Genomic DNA, 15,512 nt, shown 5'->3' on the forward strand with positions numbered 1-15,512 from the left:
TTCTAAAGGTAACCTAATTTTTTGCGTACCCTATTTAAAACCTCGTTGGCAACTTTCTCGGCCTTTTTGGCTCCTTCCTCTAATATAGTGTCAAGCTCGTCGGTATTATTCATATAATAAGCAAATTTGGCGCGTTGGTCGGCATATTTATCAAGGAGTAATTGATAAAGTTCTTTTTTAGCGTGGCCGTATCCATATCCTCCAGCCAAGTAATTTTCTCGCATTGTGGCAATTTCATCATCATTAGCTAAGAGCTTATACAAGTTAAAAACATTGCAAGAATCTGGGTCTTTAGGGCTCTCCAGTGGAGTGCTATCGGTAGCAATACCCATAACTTGCTTTTTTAGAACCTTATCTGTTTCAAATAAATTGATGTAATTGTTGCGAGATTTGCTCATCTTTTCACCATCTGTACCAGGAATATACTTGGTCTGCTCTTCAATTTTTGCCTCAGGAAGTACAAAAGTATCTCCCATTTGAGCGTGAAAGCGAGAGGCAACGTCTCGCGTCATCTCTATATGTTGCAATTGATCCTTGCCTACTGGTACTAGTTCGGCATCGTAGAGTAGAATATCTGCAGCCATTAGCATTGGATAGGTGAATAAACCCGAATTAACATCGGCTAATCGGTCGGCTTTATCTTTAAAAGAATGAGCCAAGGTAAGCCGCTGATAAGGAAAAAAGCAACTCAAATACCAGGTTAATTCTGTAGTTTGTGGAATGTCGCTTTGTCTGTAAAAAACTGTTTTTGAAGTGTCTAGGCCAAAAGCTAGCCAAGCGGCTGCCACAGCATAGGTGTTTTCTTTTAAAATACTAGGGTCTTTAATTTGCGTAAGTGTATGCAGGTTTGCTATAAATAAAAAAGACTCATTTTTGTCATCATTAGCCATTTCAATCGCAGGAATAATAGCTCCTAATAAATTTCCTAAATGCGGCGTTCCTGTACTTTGAACCCCGGTAAGTATTCTAGACATAATAAAAATTTTTGTAAAGGTACTTTTTTTATAGAATTTGGTCTTGGCTTTTTTATATTTTTGAGCTATGAGAATTTTTAGCAAGCTAGCCATTTTATTATGGCGTATTTGGTTTTATTTATTGGTGCTAATACCCATTGTAGTTTTATTACCATTTCTACTTCTGTTTACGGCATCAGAACATTATTATAAACAATTTTTTATGCTTGCCCGTTGGTGGGCTTTATTCATTTTATATGGTATGGGGTTTTACCCAGAAATAAAGTGCCTACAAGTGCCTCAAAAAGATACGAGTTATATGTTTGTGGCTAACCACACTTCTATGCTTGACATCATGTTAATGCTTGCAGTGATTAAAAATCCATTTGTATTTGTGGGCAAGAAAGAATTGGCTAAATTCCCCCTTTTCGGATTTTTTTACAAACGCACGTGCATATTGGTTGATCGAAGTAATATAAAAAGTAGAAAGCAAGTGTATGATTCGGCGCAACGCAGATTGAAACAAGGAAATAGTATATGTATTTTTCCCGAAGGCGGCGTACCAGATGATTTAAACTTGGTGCTAGATAGCTTTAAAGATGGCGCTTTTCGGCTGGCGATAGAACACCAGATCGCTGTGGTGCCTCTGGTTTTTTATGATAACAAAAAACGATTTCCTTATAGTTTTTTCAAGGGTAAACCCGGAAAACTACGTGCAGAGATATTACCATTCTTTTCTACGCAAGGTTTAAAAACTGAAGAAAAGACAATCTTAAAGCAACAGGTGAGGAAGGCCATCTTAAACAAGTTGACTGCAGATAAGGCTTAAAATTTCCAATTGATACCGGTATACAATCCAAATAGAAAGGGAGAGTAACCGGCGGTGTTACCAGTATAGGTGTTGAGTTGGTATTTAAAGGTAGGTTCTAATTGAAAACGCATTTTTTCACTAAAATTATACCCCAATCCAACCCCTACGTTGGTGGTAAAGCTTACATTGTTTAAGTTGTTTGCTTCTCCAAGGTTAACATTGCCTAACTCACTATTAATAGCCACCTCATTTTTATTTAATAAAAGTGTACTTGCCCCACCAATTAAATGAATATTTATTTTACGTTGTAACAAGGTATACTCTAATTCTAACGGTATTTCAATAAAGCCCATTTGCTGTTGAATATTTCCGGCTATATAATCGCTAAAACCTTGCGCCCCCTTCATCTGTTCCGGATTGGGTACTACTTTTAGATTCATTGCAGTAGAAGTGGTGTTTACATTACGTAAAGTTGTTACATTTTCGGCGCTTGCCGTAAAACCAATTTCCTTAGTCTTGTTTCCAACAACTATACGATTTACACCGCTTCTGATTTTAAAGTTAGTACTAATTTGATAACCAACTTGAATACCATAATTCATACTGATGGCTCCATCATTCTCATTGCTCGCAAATCGAGCGTCAATAGGATTTCCTTTGGCGTTTAAATTACCAAAGTAAATCGGACTCATTTGAGGGGTGACAGACCAACGGTTTTGAGCTACAAAATCTTCAGTTTTGTTAGGTGTATCCTTCTGTTCTTTTGCTTTTTCCGTTAAGGCATTTGCCTTTTCTATACCTTTTTCAAGAGGATTGAAGGCGCTACTTTCTACTAGGTTTAAAATCTCTTTAGGTTCTTGCTTTTTAGATGTGTTATTATTTTTAGAAATGAAATCATTGATTGTTGAATTGGTGGTAGCAATAGCATTGTTTTTCACCTGCATTTTAGGCGAAACTTTTAATTGTTTTTGATTATCATCTTGGTTACCGATTTGTTTATTGCTCTTTGGTTGAGCAGCTGAGAAGGCTGATTGGGTTAGGTACTCCTTTTGCTTAAACTTCACGAATTTTTGCTCGTGCCGGTTACTTCGTTTTTCCTTTTTAACTGTTTTTTCTTCTCTTGTGTTTTTTTGGCTATCGAAAGGGGTCGTCGTATTGTTGAATTCTAACTCTTTCTCCTCTGATGTTAATAGATTTTCTTCTGGTTTATCCGTTAGCTTGGGTTCGCTTATTTCAACTTGAGAAGGAGGGTTATTATATAGTTGATTTTGAGTGTTAAAAAACCAATTTCCTGCTAGGAATGCAATTATTAGTACAGCTGCTAATCCGCCTAAGCGCCACCAAAATAAAGCTGCTCTTTTTTTCTTTTTAGGTTTTAACTCCATTTCGATGTTTTCCCAAACCTGACTTGAGGGAGCAGCTTCAAAGTCTTTAAACTTCTCTTGAAACAATCTATCTATATGTTTTTTATCTTTCATTATACAGATTTTTGGTTATTTAAGGTTTGATAAGCTTCTACCTTTTGTTTTAAAATTTGTCGGGCTCGAGCCAGATTAGATTTTGAAGTGCCATCACTTATGTGAAGTAATTCTGCAATTTCTTTATGTGAATAGCCGTCGAGGGCATACAAGTTAAACACTAACCGGTAGCGATTGGGGAGTTCTTGTACAATTTTAAGTAAGAAATCAAGCGGAAGATCCTGGTCTTCTATCTCTTCTTCGGTTTGCTTTATTTGATTTTCATTAATAATTTCGAAAAAAGGCTCCTTGCGATAGGCTTGTAAGCAAGTGTTAATTACAATTCTTTTCATCCAGCCCTCAAAAGAACCTTTAAATTTAAATTGGTGGATCTTTTTAAAAATGGTTATAAAAGAATCCTGTAAATGGTCTTCGGCCTCCTTGTAATTTCTGGCGTATTTTAAAGCTACACTAAATAATTTTTGGTTATAGATATGATATAATTGTTCCTGAGACGCTAAGTCTTGCTTCTGGCATTGACGTATCAGGTTTTGAATTTTCATTATTCTAATTTTACAAAAACTTTTTTCTCTAAAAATAAGGCCTTGCCTTCTTCAGACTCACCACTATAAATTTCAAAATTATAGAAATCTGTTCTACGCGGGGTAAATTCAAAAGTGGCTATTTTTAAATCTTCTGTTTGACAGTCCTGCTCGTTGGAAGAGTAGGATGTAATTACAGCCAGTTGTTGCTGCTGGTTGCCGTCATAATAGTTAAAGCCAGCAAACATATGGCAGGTGGTTTTAGGTTGGTATTCTACCTCAATATTGAAAGACTTTCCAAATACCAGTGTATCGGGTAAGTTTGTACTAATGGCTGGCGCTAGCTCAATATTAAAATCGTTTTCGTCTAAATCATCATTTAAACAGGCGGTACAAACAAGTAGTGCCAAAATTATAAAGCTTAAATAGCGTAATTTGCCTTTCATAGAAATAGGTATTTTTTAATTAGATGCAGTAAAAGTCTTTAGGTTGCGTAAACAAAAAAGACTGTTTGTGTTAATTTATTTTTTTCAAGCTTTAGGATAAAACAAGAGATAAATTTAACACAAACAGTCTAAGTAAAAAACAATAAATTTTGTTTTAACCTTTCGCTATTTTAATGGCATCGGTAATTTTTGTTTCAAGCTCTTCCATTAATTCAGGATTGTCTTTCAATAAGTTTTTTACAGCGTCTCTACCTTGACCTAATTTGGTGTCTTCATAACTGAACCAGGAACCACTCTTTTTAACAATCTCGTAGTCTACACCCACGTCAATAATTTCACCTACTTTAGAAATACCTTCGCCGTACATAATATCAAATTCGGCTGTTTTAAAAGGAGGGGCAACTTTATTCTTAACTACTTTTACTCTTGTCTTGTTACCCTTTACTTCGCTATTACTATCTTTAATTTGGGTAGATCTTCTTATATCTAAACGAACAGAGGCGTAAAACTTAAGTGCATTACCACCAGTTGTGGTTTCGGGGTTTCCGAACATTACACCAATTTTCTCACGTAATTGGTTAATAAAAATTACGGTACAATTGGTTTTGCTAATGGTTGAGGTTAACTTTCGTAGCGCCTGAGACATCAATCGGGCATGAAGCCCCATTTTAGAATCTCCCATTTCTCCTTCAATCTCACTTTTAGGTGTTAGGGCTGCTACAGAATCAACAACAATAATATCAATTGCGCCTGAGCGTATTAAATTATCGGCAATCTCTAAAGCTTGCTCTCCGTGATCTGGTTGCGATATGATTAGGTTTTCGATATCTACACCTAATTTTTCTGCATAAAACCTATCAAAAGCATGTTCTGCATCGATAAAAGCGGCAATACCTCCCACTTTTTGAGCTTCTGCAATGGCATGTAAGGTTAGTGTGGTTTTACCAGAAGATTCTGGACCGTAAATTTCAATTACTCGACCTCTAGGGTATCCGCCAACACCCAAAGCTAAGTCTAATCCTAAAGACCCCGAAGAAATAGCATCTACATCTTGCACAGCCTGGTCGCTCATCTTCATTACGGTGCCCTTGCCGTAGGTTTTATCAAGTTTGTCTAAGGTAAGTTTAAGGGCTTTTAATTTTGCTTCTTTTTCGTTGTCTTTACTCATAATCTTGATTACTCTATTATTTCTTTTTTGAATTGATGCTAAAATACTACAAGTTTTGTATCATTACAATCTAAAACGCAACCTTTTTTAAAAGTTTACATCTTAATCCAAAGACCATTTACTGTGAAAACAAATAAAAAAACCGTTTTTTTACGTGGCTCTGAAAATAGCTTTACAATTGTAGGAGGAGCCAAGATAGATGGTGGTTGACCGATTCGTTATGATACATAATTTTTTAAAATTAAATTATTAATAACGAATTAGCCATTCAAAAAAATACCCCAAACAGAAGTTTCGGGTATTTTTTTTATTTAAATGTTTACCTTTGCGGCTTTAACTTTTGTTCAACTTAAAAATTAGTATAGCATGCAACTGTACAATAAACTAAGTGCGAAAGAAAGAGAAGCCATGCTTGAAGAAGCGGGAGAAGACCGATTAACCATCTCTTTCTATCAATACGCCAAAATCGGTAATCCAGAACTTTTTAGAAACCACTTGTTTGTCGCTTGGGATGAACAAGAAGTCTTGGGCAGAATTTATGTAGCCCACGAAGGAATTAACGCGCAACTTTCTGTTCCTGCTAAGCGCTTTGATGAATTTAAAGCGTTTTTAGATGGTATCTATTTCCTTAAAGATATTCGATTAAATATCGCGATAGAACAAGATATGAAGTCTTTTTTAAAGCTAAAAGTTAAGGTACGTGATAAAATCTTAGCAGATGGTCTTGATGATAAAACTTTTGATGTTACCAAAAAAGGTGAGCATGTTAATGCAATTAAATTTAATGAGTTGATAAGCAATCCCGATACCGTGCTGGTAGATATGCGAAATCATTATGAAACAGAAATAGGGCATTTTCAAGGAGCTATAACCCCAGATGTCGATACCTTTAGAGAATCATTACCTATAATTGAGGATGATTTAAAGGATTTTAAGGAAGAGAAAAATCTAGTGATGTATTGTACCGGTGGTATTCGCTGTGAGAAAGCTAGTGCATATTACAAGCACCGAGGTTTTAAAAACGTATATCAATTAGAAGGAGGAATCATCGAATATGCCAGACAAGTAAAAGAGCAAAACCTAGAAAATAAATTCATCGGTAAAAATTTTGTTTTCGATCATAGACGAGCCGAAAAAATCTCAGACGAAGTTATTGCCAAATGTCACCAATGTGGAGCAGCCTGCGACACACACGTAAATTGTGCTAATGAAGCTTGCCATTTACTTTTTATTCAATGCTCATCTTGTGCAGAAAAAATGAACGATTGCTGTTCAGATAAATGTAAAGAAATTCATGCCTTGCCTTATGAAGAGCAAAAAGCATTGAGAAAAGGAAAGCATAATAGCAACAAGATTTTTAAAAAGGGCAGATCTGAAGTCTTGAAATTTAAAGCATAATATTAAAGCCGACAAACCTAATTTGTCGGTTTTTTTTGTTTTTAAGGGTAGCTTTTGAGCTGAAGTAAGTCAAGTGTATCCAAATTAGAGCAATTCTGTTTTGACTAATAAGCTATTGCCTCAGCTTATTTTAGTATATTTATCCCCTAAAATAATTTAATATTAATTTACAACGCGCTTGCTTGGTTTGCGAGATTTTATCCGTAAAGAATAAAGGCAAGAGATTAGCGTTTCAATATATAAAAATCGTTTATGGGGTGTGAAAGTTGTTCTACAGGAAAAAACGGACAGCCAAAAGGGTGTAAAAATAACGGTACTTGCGGTACCGATGGTTGCAATAAATTAAGTGTATTTGATTGGTTGGCAAACATGGATTTACCCAACGGTCAAGAAAAATTTCCTTATGTCGAGGTCCGGTTTAAAAACGGACGTAAAGAATTTTTTAAAAATCAAGAGCGTATTAGCCTAAGTATGGGCGATATAGTTGCTGTAGAGGCATCGCCGGGTCACGATGTGGGTATGGTAACCCTTACAGGTGAATTGGTTAGGGTGCAAATGAAAAAGAAGAAGGTTAAACCTGATGATGATTCGGTTTTAAAAATTTACAGAAAAGCAACGCAAAAAGACATTGATATTTGGCAAGAAGCTCGAGAAAGAGAAGAGGGCATCAAGGTACGTGCGCGTGAAATAGCGATACGCTTAAATTTAAAAATGAAAATTAGCGATGTCGAATTTCAAGGTGATGCCTCTAAGGCTACTTTTTATTATACCGCAGAAGAAAGGGTTGATTTTAGACAATTGATTAAAGAATTTGCTCATGAGTTTAGAACCCGCATAGAAATGCGCCAAATAGGGTTTAGACAAGAGGCCGCGAGGTTAGGTGGTATTGGCTCTTGTGGTAGAGAACTTTGTTGTTCAACTTGGTTAACAGACTTTAGAAGTGTTACCACCTCTGCGGCCAGGTATCAGCAACTGTCTTTAAATCCACTAAAACTCGCAGGACAATGTGGTAAGTTAAAATGTTGTTTAAATTATGAATTAGACGCTTACCTCGATGCGCTTAAGGAATTTCCTAGACAGGACACTAAGCTACAAACCCAAAAAGGAACGGCAGTTTGTCAAAAAATAGATATTTTTAAGGGGTCTTTATGGTATGCTTACGAAGTAGAATGGATGAATTGGTTTGAGCTAAAAACAGATCAAGTGAAAGAAATTATTCATGCAGCAAAAAACAATAAACCTGTTGCCAGCTTAGAAGAATTTGTTAGCGAAGAGCCTCAGGCTACATCAGATAGGTTTGAAGATGCTGTGGGGCAAGATAGTTTAACCCGCTTTGATAAACCTAAAAAACAGCAGAAAAGAAAACCGCGTAAAAACAGAAAGAGAAAACCACAAGCCAAGAAAAATAACCGTAATTTTAAAAAGAAAAAACCAGCTAAAAATGACTAATCTTTTGCGATTGTTCTTTATCGCTATTGGTATAAGCCTTTTTTCTTGTGATAAAAATAGAGTTTACGATACCTACCAAACCTTACCACAAGTTGGTTGGCATAAAGATTCTGTTATGTCATTTCACCTGAAGAATGTTGACACTATAACCAACTACAATTTGTTTATCAATTTGAGAGCAGACCAAAATTACCCTTACAATAATTTATTTTTAGAAACTAGTATTTCTTTTCCGTATGGCAAAGAAATTGTAGATACTTTAGAATATAAGATGGCCCATCCCGACGGTCGACTATTAGGGCAGGGAACTGGCAGTCTAAAAGAAAGTAAGCTTTGGCTGAGAGAAGAAGTTAGATTCCCCGAACAGGGTCAATATACACTAAAAATTAAACAACTTATGCGCGCTCAAGGCGAAATAGAACCCTTGGAATACTTGCCGGGAATAACCGAAATTGGCGTGCGCATTGAGCAGGTTACACCTTAAATATCTATAGAAAGTGGCTAAGAAAACAAAAAAAGAACACAAACAATCAGGATTTATTAAATACATTATAGGCTTTTGGTTACTTTTTTTAACCGGATTGTTAGCTGTGGTTATGTTTTTTTTACTGGCCAGCTGGGACGTATTTGGAGAAATGCCCAGTTTTGAGCAGCTAGAAAATCCCGAAACCAATTTAGCTACCGAGGTGTTCTCTTCAGATGGTAAAACACTAGGAAAATATTACAATGAAAATCGAACCCCTATCAAGTTTGAAGATTTGTCAGAAAATCTGGTTCAAGCCTTAATCGCGACAGAAGATGAGAGGTATTATAATCATTCCGGTATTGATGCGCGTGGTACAGCGAGAGCTTTGATCTACATGGGTTCAAAAGGAGGAGCTAGCACGCTTTCTCAGCAGCTGGCAAAACAGCTGTTTCATGGTGAGGGGGCTAAAGACTTGCTTGGCCGGGTTACCCAAAAAATAAAAGAATGGATTATCGCGGTTCGCTTAGAGCGAAGTTATACCAAAGAGGAAATTTTAGCGATGTACTTTAATATTTATGATTTTAACAATAATGCTGTTGGCGTGCGATCGGCTTCAAGGATATATTTTGGGGGAAAAGAACCACACGAGTTAAAAATAGAAGAAGCTGCCGTATTGGCGGGAATGTTTAAAAATTCAAGTTTATACAACCCTCGAAGAAACCCAGAAGGTGTAACCAATAGGAGAAACGTAGTGCTTAAACAAATGGCAAAAGTGGGTTACATTACAGAAAAAGAAAAAGATAGCCTACAAAATTTACCATTAAAAATTAATTATCAACCAGAAAGTCATCAATCAGGATTGGCAACCTATTTTAGAATGTTCTTGCGTGAATTCTTGAAAGATTGGGCAAAAGAAAATCCAAAAGAAGATGGCTCTACCTACAATATATACAGAGATGGTCTTAAGGTATACACGAGTATAGACGCTAAGATGCAAGCTTATGCCGAAGAAGCCGTACAAGAACATATGAAGAACTTACAGACTGAGTTTGATAGGCAAAATCAAAAAAATAAAACCAAACCTTTTCGAGGTATTTCTCAAGAGAGTATCGATAATATAATCAATCGAGCTATAAAAAACAGCAGTCGTTATAAACATATGCTTAAAAACGGTGCTAGCGAAAAAGAAATTATGGCTTCTTTTAATGAGAAGACAGAAATGAGCGTTTTTACTTGGAATAATCCGCGCCAAGAGAAAGACACCATTATGACCCCATTAGACTCTATTTATTATTATAAATCTTTTCTAAATACAGGAATGATGTCTATGGAGCCGCAAACCGGAGAAGTAAAAGCTTGGGTTGGGGGTATTAATTTTAGACATTTTAAATATGAGCACGTAAAGCAAGCAAGAAGACAAGTGGGCTCTACTTTTAAACCTTTTGTATATGCTACAGCGATTGATCAGTTGCAGCTATCACCTTGCTACGAATTACCCAATACGCTACACACCATACCTGCAGGATCACACGGGGTTACCGATAGCTGGACACCCAAAAATTCTTCTGGAAAGTATGGTGGTATGGTAAATCTTAAGCAGGCTTTAGCCAATTCGTTAAATACCATTACAGCACGCCTAATTGATAAAATAGGCCCTGAACCGGTAATTGATCTACTTGATAAGCTAGGCGTAGATACAAGTAATATAGATCCGGTTGCAGCTATTGCGCTGGGAAGTGTTGATTTAAGTGTATTCGAGATGGTTTCGGCTTACAGTACTTTTGCCAATAAAGGAGTGTATGTTAAACCTGTAATTGTCACCCGTATTGAAGATAAAAATGGAACTATTCTTTATCAACACGTTCCAGAAACGCGTGATGTAATGAGTGAAGAAGCGGCTTATGTAACCATTAATTTAATGGAGGGTGTAACCCGAGGAGGTTCTGGTACGCGTTTAAGAACAAGTGGTTGGACCCCCGAGTATTATAAAAAGGTAGTTACTGGCCATCCCTATAAACTCACTAATCCAATTGCAGGAAAAACCGGTACTACGCAAAATCAAAGTGATGGTTGGTTTATGGGAGTAGTTCCTAATTTGACTACTGGCGTTTGGGTAGGTGGAGAAGACCGTTCGGTGCATTTTTCTTCGATTACCTACGGTCAAGGGGCTACTATGGCATTACCAATATGGGGTTCTTATATGAAAAAAATATATAACGACCCCGAGCTGGATGTCTCAAAAGGAGACTTTGAAAAACCCGAAAATCTAAGTATTGAGGTAGATTGCGATAACTATAAAAATGGCGAAAAAGACCAAAACGACAATACAGGGCCAGATATAGGCGAATTAGAATTATAACAAGAAAAATTAAGGCGATGTTTACAAGCATCGCCTTAATTTTTGATTGTTTATAGGGTAATTGTAAATCCATTTATTAGGTTATCGGCTTCTTGTAACAATGCATATAATTTCGTACTTTTCGATTAAAATTGAAACGCCATGATAAATAAAACGGTAGCTAATGTGCAAGAAGCTTTAGCGGGAGTAAAAGACGGTATGACTTTTATGTTAGGAGGCTTTGGGCTCTCTGGTATTCCTGAAAATGCAATTGCAGAATTAGTAGCAAAAAACATAAAAGAAATTACTTGTATATCCAATAATGCCGGTGTAGATGATTTCGGACTTGGTCTTTTACTTAAGAAAAATCAAATTAAAAAAATGATTTCTTCTTATGTAGGAGAAAATGCCGAATTTGAACGACAAATGCTTAGTGGTGAATTAGAAGTAGAACTCACCCCACAGGGTACTTTAGCCGCCAAATGTCAAGCAGCTCAACAAGGTTTTCCGGCCATTTATACCCCCGCTGGTTATGGTACAGAAGTGGCACTAAATAAAGAAACGCGTATGTTTGACGGGAAAATGTATGTGTTAGAGGAAGCCTATAAGGCAGATTTTGCCTTTGTAAAAGCCTGGAAAGGTGATGAAGCAGGAAATTTAATCTTTAAAGGTACTGCCAGAAATTTTAACCCTAATATGTGTGGAGCCGCCAAAATAACCGTTGTTGAGGTAGAAGAACTTGTTCCTGCAGGTGAATTAGATCCCAATCAAATACATATTCCTGGCATATTTGTTCAAAGAATTTTTCAAGGAGAACGTTATGAAAAACGTATCGAGCAAAGAACCGTTAGACAAAAATAACCGGCAAAAGGCCAGCAAAGCCATTGTATAATTTTCAAAACCAAACAAATGTTAGATAAGAACGGAATTGCAAAACGAATAGCACAGGAAGTAAAAAATGGCTACTACGTAAATTTAGGGATTGGTATACCTACATTGGTTGCCAATTTTGTTCGTGACGATATAGCCGTAGAATTTCAAAGTGAAAACGGTATTCTAGGTATGGGGCCCTTCCCCTACGAGGGAGAAGAAGATGCCGATTTGATTAATGCAGGAAAACAAACCATTACCGCTCTACCTGGAGCGAGCTTTTTTGACTCTGCTACAAGTTTTGGTATGATACGTGGACAACACGTAGACCTTACTATATTAGGGGCAATGGAAGTCGCAGAAAACGGTGATATCGCCAACTGGAAAATACCAGGTAAAATGGTAAAAGGTATGGGCGGCGCTATGGATCTCGTGGCTTCTGCACAAAATATTATTGTTGCTATGATGCATACCAATAAAGCAGGCCAATCAAAATTATTAAAAAAATGTTCACTTCCATTAACAGGAGTGGGGTGCGTGACCAAAATAGTAACAAATTTGGCGGTAATTGAGGTTACTCCCGCTGGCTTTAAATTACTCGAAAGAGCACCAGGAGTAAGCGTAGAAGAAATTCAAAAAGCAACCGAAGGCAAGTTAATCATCGAAGGCGATATTCCCGAAATGAAAATTTAGTTTTTGGGCGCCTCTCAATGTTCATTGAGACCGCGCTATTCGCTGTATCTTTTTTGTCCATTTTTCACAATAAAAATGGACAAAAAAGTATGCCGCTACTATCGCTGGCGCAGTATATCTACCACAATTAAACTTGAGAGCTAGAATTTTTAATTTACGTCTCAGGCAATCCAGTTCTAGTATAGAAATATGACTCACACATCTCCTTATCTTAATTTTGCCCCACCTTATTAGTGCAGATAATTAACAATAATACCTTATTAAAACTATAACAAGTTTTCAAGCAATTTTACACTAAAAAAGCTATAACTTTCACGCAAAAGAGCATATGGAAACCAGTATATATGATTTTACCGTAAAAACCATACAGGGTAAAGAAATATCTTTATCAAAGTATAAAGGTAAATGGTTAATTATCGTAAACACCGCAAGTCAATGCGGATTGACACCGCAGCTAAAAGGGCTTGAAGAATTGTATCAAAAATATAAAGATCAAGAATTGGTTATTTTAGGTTTTCCTTGCAATCAATTTGGAAAACAAGAACCCGGCGACGCTAAAAGTATACAAGAAGGCTGCATGCTAAATTATGGTGTGAGTTTTCCTATGTTTGATAAAGTGAAAGTTAACGGCTCTAACGCACATCCAGTTTTTAAATTCTTGAGGAAAGAACAAGGTGGTTTCCTAACAAATGCTATAAAATGGAATTTTACTAAGTTTATTGTAAACCCACACGGTAAACCCATTAAGCGTTTTGCGCCTACTTCAAAACCAGAGAAGCTCAACGCTTATTTGGAGCGTAAAATAAGTCCGATTTTGAAAAAATAAAAGTTGATTATGCAATTTCTCACAATCAACCTTTATTTTTTTCGCTTTATATCCAGTTTAAAAACTATAAATTACGTTGGCATAAATATTCCTTCCTGGTCGAGCAATATTATTCCAGTCTGAAAAGGTGGAGTAATTAGTGTCAAATATATTCTCGCTTCCAGCTTTAAGAATAAGTTTTTGCTGCTCGAAATATACAATTTTAGATAGGGCTAGATTCACTATACCATATTCTGGAGTTTTGTTTTCTCCAAATTCTGGACTGTAAGCAGACTGTTCAGTTGCGGCTTGAAACCCTAATTCGGCATAAAATGTATCATATTTATATCTTAAACTAGCTTCAAACGTTAGGGGTTGAATTAAGGGCAAATTATTTTGTCCATCGTCTTGCCCCAATCTATAAATTAGTTTTGCATGCGAACTAAATGCTTTAGATATATTATAATTTGCACTTAAGTCTGTGCTCCATAACAAGGCATAATCAATCTGTTCATAAACTTTTACACCATTAATACCAATATTCATGGGAGATAAACTTGGGTCTGGTCTACCAATAATATAATCGTTTATGTGATATAGAGCGGTATTAAAATTAACTTTAAACTGTTTATTTTTGTATTGAGATGCCCAGCTTATCTCCTTAGATTTTTCATTTTTCATTTTAGGATTGCCAATGTAATCAAAGCCATCAAAACTATTGAAGAGGTAATTCCCATAAGCCTCAGAAACGCTAGGAGCACGTTCACCATAACCAAACCCTAAGCTATGTTTCCAGTTATTCTGCCTAAAATCTACAGCTAGTGCTGTATTTATTAAAAATCGGGTTTTGCTGGAATCCATTTCGGGATAAAAAATACGCAAACTGGCTAGACCAAACTCATCTTGAATTGAATTGTGATGTACTCCAGCCCCTAGACTAAAGTCAGCTGAAAAGTGCTCATTAAAATAATACTTGTCTTGGGCAAAGATTCCCGCATAAATGGTATTTACATCAGGCCAAGTGAGCATAAACATTTCTTTCTCGTTGGGGTTATCGGGATACATAGTCATTTCGGCTAAAGAGTTGTTAAAATGACTATTGAAAGATAAATTCCAATTGTGATTTTCTTTTTTACCCACTAACTTTGAGTACATACCCCAGGTTTTACTCCACCCCGGCATATCCATTCTTATGGGGACTACAGGACGTTTTGAATCATCCATTATATGGGTAACATCGTTATAATATATCTTACTTCTCCAGGATGAATAAAAGGTGTTTTCAGAAGTGTGAATGTATTCTAGCGAGCCAATATAAGCCCGAGCCAGAGAAACATCCATCGGTAAGGCGGGATAGCCCACATCTCTAGCTTCATCATAAATAAGAGAAGCTTCAAGCTTATTGTTTTGATCTAATTTAATTCCAGAAGCAAAGGAGAAATTATACTTAGTAAATTGAGAATATAATATTTCTTCACCTTCACCAGCATCGTAATTTTCTGCATCTCGATACATGATATCAATATCTGTAAAAAATTTATCAGTGCCGTACTGTACGGCTGCACCAAGTACTTTTTGCTGATTTACACTTTCAAAACCAGATTGCAAATTGGCTTTTAGACCAGATTCGCCATAACCGGTTTTTTTGCGTTTTAAATCGATTGACCCGCCAATGGTTACACCATTCTCTGCTCCAGCTTGCCCTCTTTTAATATTGGCTTTTGAAAGATTAGATATTTCTACATAAGAAGTTATAGGGTCCATTTTATCGGTGCAAGCACCATAAATACGCATTCCTTCAATGGTAATGAGGTTACGTTCTGAACTCATTCCTTGTATCATAGGTTCCCAGGCATAAGCCCCTCGTTTAATAAAGTTAACAGCATTAGATTCTTGCAGGTAACTTTCTAAACTGGCTAAGGACTTATTTTCGGTGTGATTTTTATGCTGGTTGCTACTTAAAAGAATTACCTCTTCTAATATCTCTGTTGAAGCTAAACTATCAAGCTGCTGGCTTTGTGATATGGCATTGAAGCCAATCAAAGCACAGACAAGCGTAAAACTGAATTTAAACATAGCTTTTGAATTTGTTTCGAGGTTAAATCCAATTGAAATT

General features: G+C 36.4%; 14 protein-coding genes. 8 read left to right on the plus strand and 6 right to left on the minus strand.

Going from position 1 to position 15,512, the window contains the following annotated elements; translation table 11 throughout:
* Positions 1-2: 2 nt before the first annotated feature.
* The gene (gene trpS / locus ACH2AZ_RS03485; RefSeq protein WP_394906657.1) at positions 3-974 is read right to left on the minus strand and encodes a tryptophan--tRNA ligase; all 972 of its coding nucleotides are present in this window, start codon (positions 972-974) and stop codon (positions 3-5) included.
* Between the two features lie 67 nt (positions 975-1,041).
* Between trpS and ACH2AZ_RS03490 the strand changes: the two genes are divergently transcribed.
* Entirely contained in the window at positions 1,042-1,782 is a 741-nt protein-coding gene (locus ACH2AZ_RS03490) for a lysophospholipid acyltransferase family protein (protein ID WP_394906658.1), read from the plus strand.
* Here the strand turns inward: ACH2AZ_RS03490 and ACH2AZ_RS03495 are convergent.
* The 4 genes from ACH2AZ_RS03495 to recA form a co-directional block, all read right to left on the minus strand.
* On the minus strand, positions 1,779-3,242 hold the full coding sequence (locus ACH2AZ_RS03495) for a hypothetical protein (RefSeq protein ID WP_394906659.1): 1,464 nt from the start codon (positions 3,240-3,242) through the stop codon (positions 1,779-1,781). The genes ACH2AZ_RS03490 and ACH2AZ_RS03495 overlap by 4 nt on opposite strands.
* A complete protein-coding gene (locus ACH2AZ_RS03500; protein ID WP_394906660.1) occupies positions 3,242-3,784 on the minus strand; it encodes an RNA polymerase sigma factor in 543 nt (180 codons plus the stop codon). Before ACH2AZ_RS03500 ends, ACH2AZ_RS03495 begins: the two co-directional genes overlap by 1 nt.
* Entirely contained in the window at positions 3,784-4,209 is a 426-nt protein-coding gene (locus ACH2AZ_RS03505) for a hypothetical protein (RefSeq protein ID WP_379046932.1), read from the minus strand. Before ACH2AZ_RS03505 ends, ACH2AZ_RS03500 begins: the two co-directional genes overlap by 1 nt.
* Before the next feature lie 154 nt (positions 4,210-4,363).
* The gene (gene recA / locus ACH2AZ_RS03510) at positions 4,364-5,377 is read right to left on the minus strand and encodes a recombinase RecA (protein WP_147861935.1); all 1,014 of its coding nucleotides are present in this window, start codon (positions 5,375-5,377) and stop codon (positions 4,364-4,366) included.
* 366 nt (positions 5,378-5,743) lie between these two features.
* Between recA and ACH2AZ_RS03515 the strand changes: the two genes are divergently transcribed.
* The 7 genes from ACH2AZ_RS03515 to ACH2AZ_RS03545 all read left to right on the plus strand — a co-directional run bounded on the left by ACH2AZ_RS03515 (position 5,744) and on the right by ACH2AZ_RS03545 (position 13,417).
* Entirely contained in the window at positions 5,744-6,775 is a 1,032-nt protein-coding gene (locus tag ACH2AZ_RS03515; RefSeq protein ID WP_394906661.1) for a rhodanese-related sulfurtransferase, read from the plus strand.
* Positions 6,776-7,027: 252 nt separating this feature from the next.
* Positions 7,028-8,224: a stage 0 sporulation family protein gene (locus ACH2AZ_RS03520; RefSeq protein ID WP_394906662.1), complete on the plus strand. Its 1,197-nt coding sequence runs from the start codon at positions 7,028-7,030 to the stop codon at positions 8,222-8,224.
* Entirely contained in the window at positions 8,217-8,708 is a 492-nt protein-coding gene (locus ACH2AZ_RS03525; RefSeq protein WP_394906663.1) for a gliding motility lipoprotein GldH, read from the plus strand. Before ACH2AZ_RS03520 ends, ACH2AZ_RS03525 begins: the two co-directional genes overlap by 8 nt.
* 13 nt (positions 8,709-8,721) lie before the next feature.
* Positions 8,722-11,049 carry a penicillin-binding protein 1A gene (locus ACH2AZ_RS03530; RefSeq protein WP_394906664.1) on the plus strand — a complete coding sequence of 776 codons (2,328 nt, stop codon included), beginning with the start codon at positions 8,722-8,724 and terminating at the stop codon, positions 11,047-11,049.
* 141 nt (positions 11,050-11,190) lie between these two features.
* Positions 11,191-11,889, plus strand: coding sequence for a CoA transferase subunit A (locus tag ACH2AZ_RS03535; protein ID WP_394906665.1), 699 nt, complete (start codon positions 11,191-11,193; stop codon positions 11,887-11,889).
* Positions 11,890-11,937: 48 nt separating this feature from the next.
* Positions 11,938-12,591 (plus strand): CoA transferase subunit B, encoded by a 654-nt coding sequence (locus tag ACH2AZ_RS03540; protein WP_394906666.1) that lies wholly within the window; start codon positions 11,938-11,940, stop codon positions 12,589-12,591.
* A 328-nt stretch (positions 12,592-12,919) separates the two neighbouring features.
* On the plus strand, positions 12,920-13,417 hold the full coding sequence (locus ACH2AZ_RS03545; RefSeq protein WP_394906667.1) for a glutathione peroxidase: 498 nt from the start codon (positions 12,920-12,922) through the stop codon (positions 13,415-13,417).
* Positions 13,418-13,474: 57 nt separating this feature from the next.
* Here ACH2AZ_RS03545 and ACH2AZ_RS03550 read toward each other — a convergent pair whose 3' ends face one another.
* A complete protein-coding gene (locus tag ACH2AZ_RS03550) occupies positions 13,475-15,472 on the minus strand; it encodes a TonB-dependent receptor (protein ID WP_394906668.1) in 1,998 nt (665 codons plus the stop codon).
* Between the last annotated feature and the right edge of the window lie 40 nt (positions 15,473-15,512).

The sequence above is a fragment of the uncultured Mesonia sp. genome (assembly GCA_947499595.1).
Lineage (GTDB): Bacteria > Bacteroidota > Bacteroidia > Flavobacteriales > Flavobacteriaceae > Mesonia > Mesonia sediminis.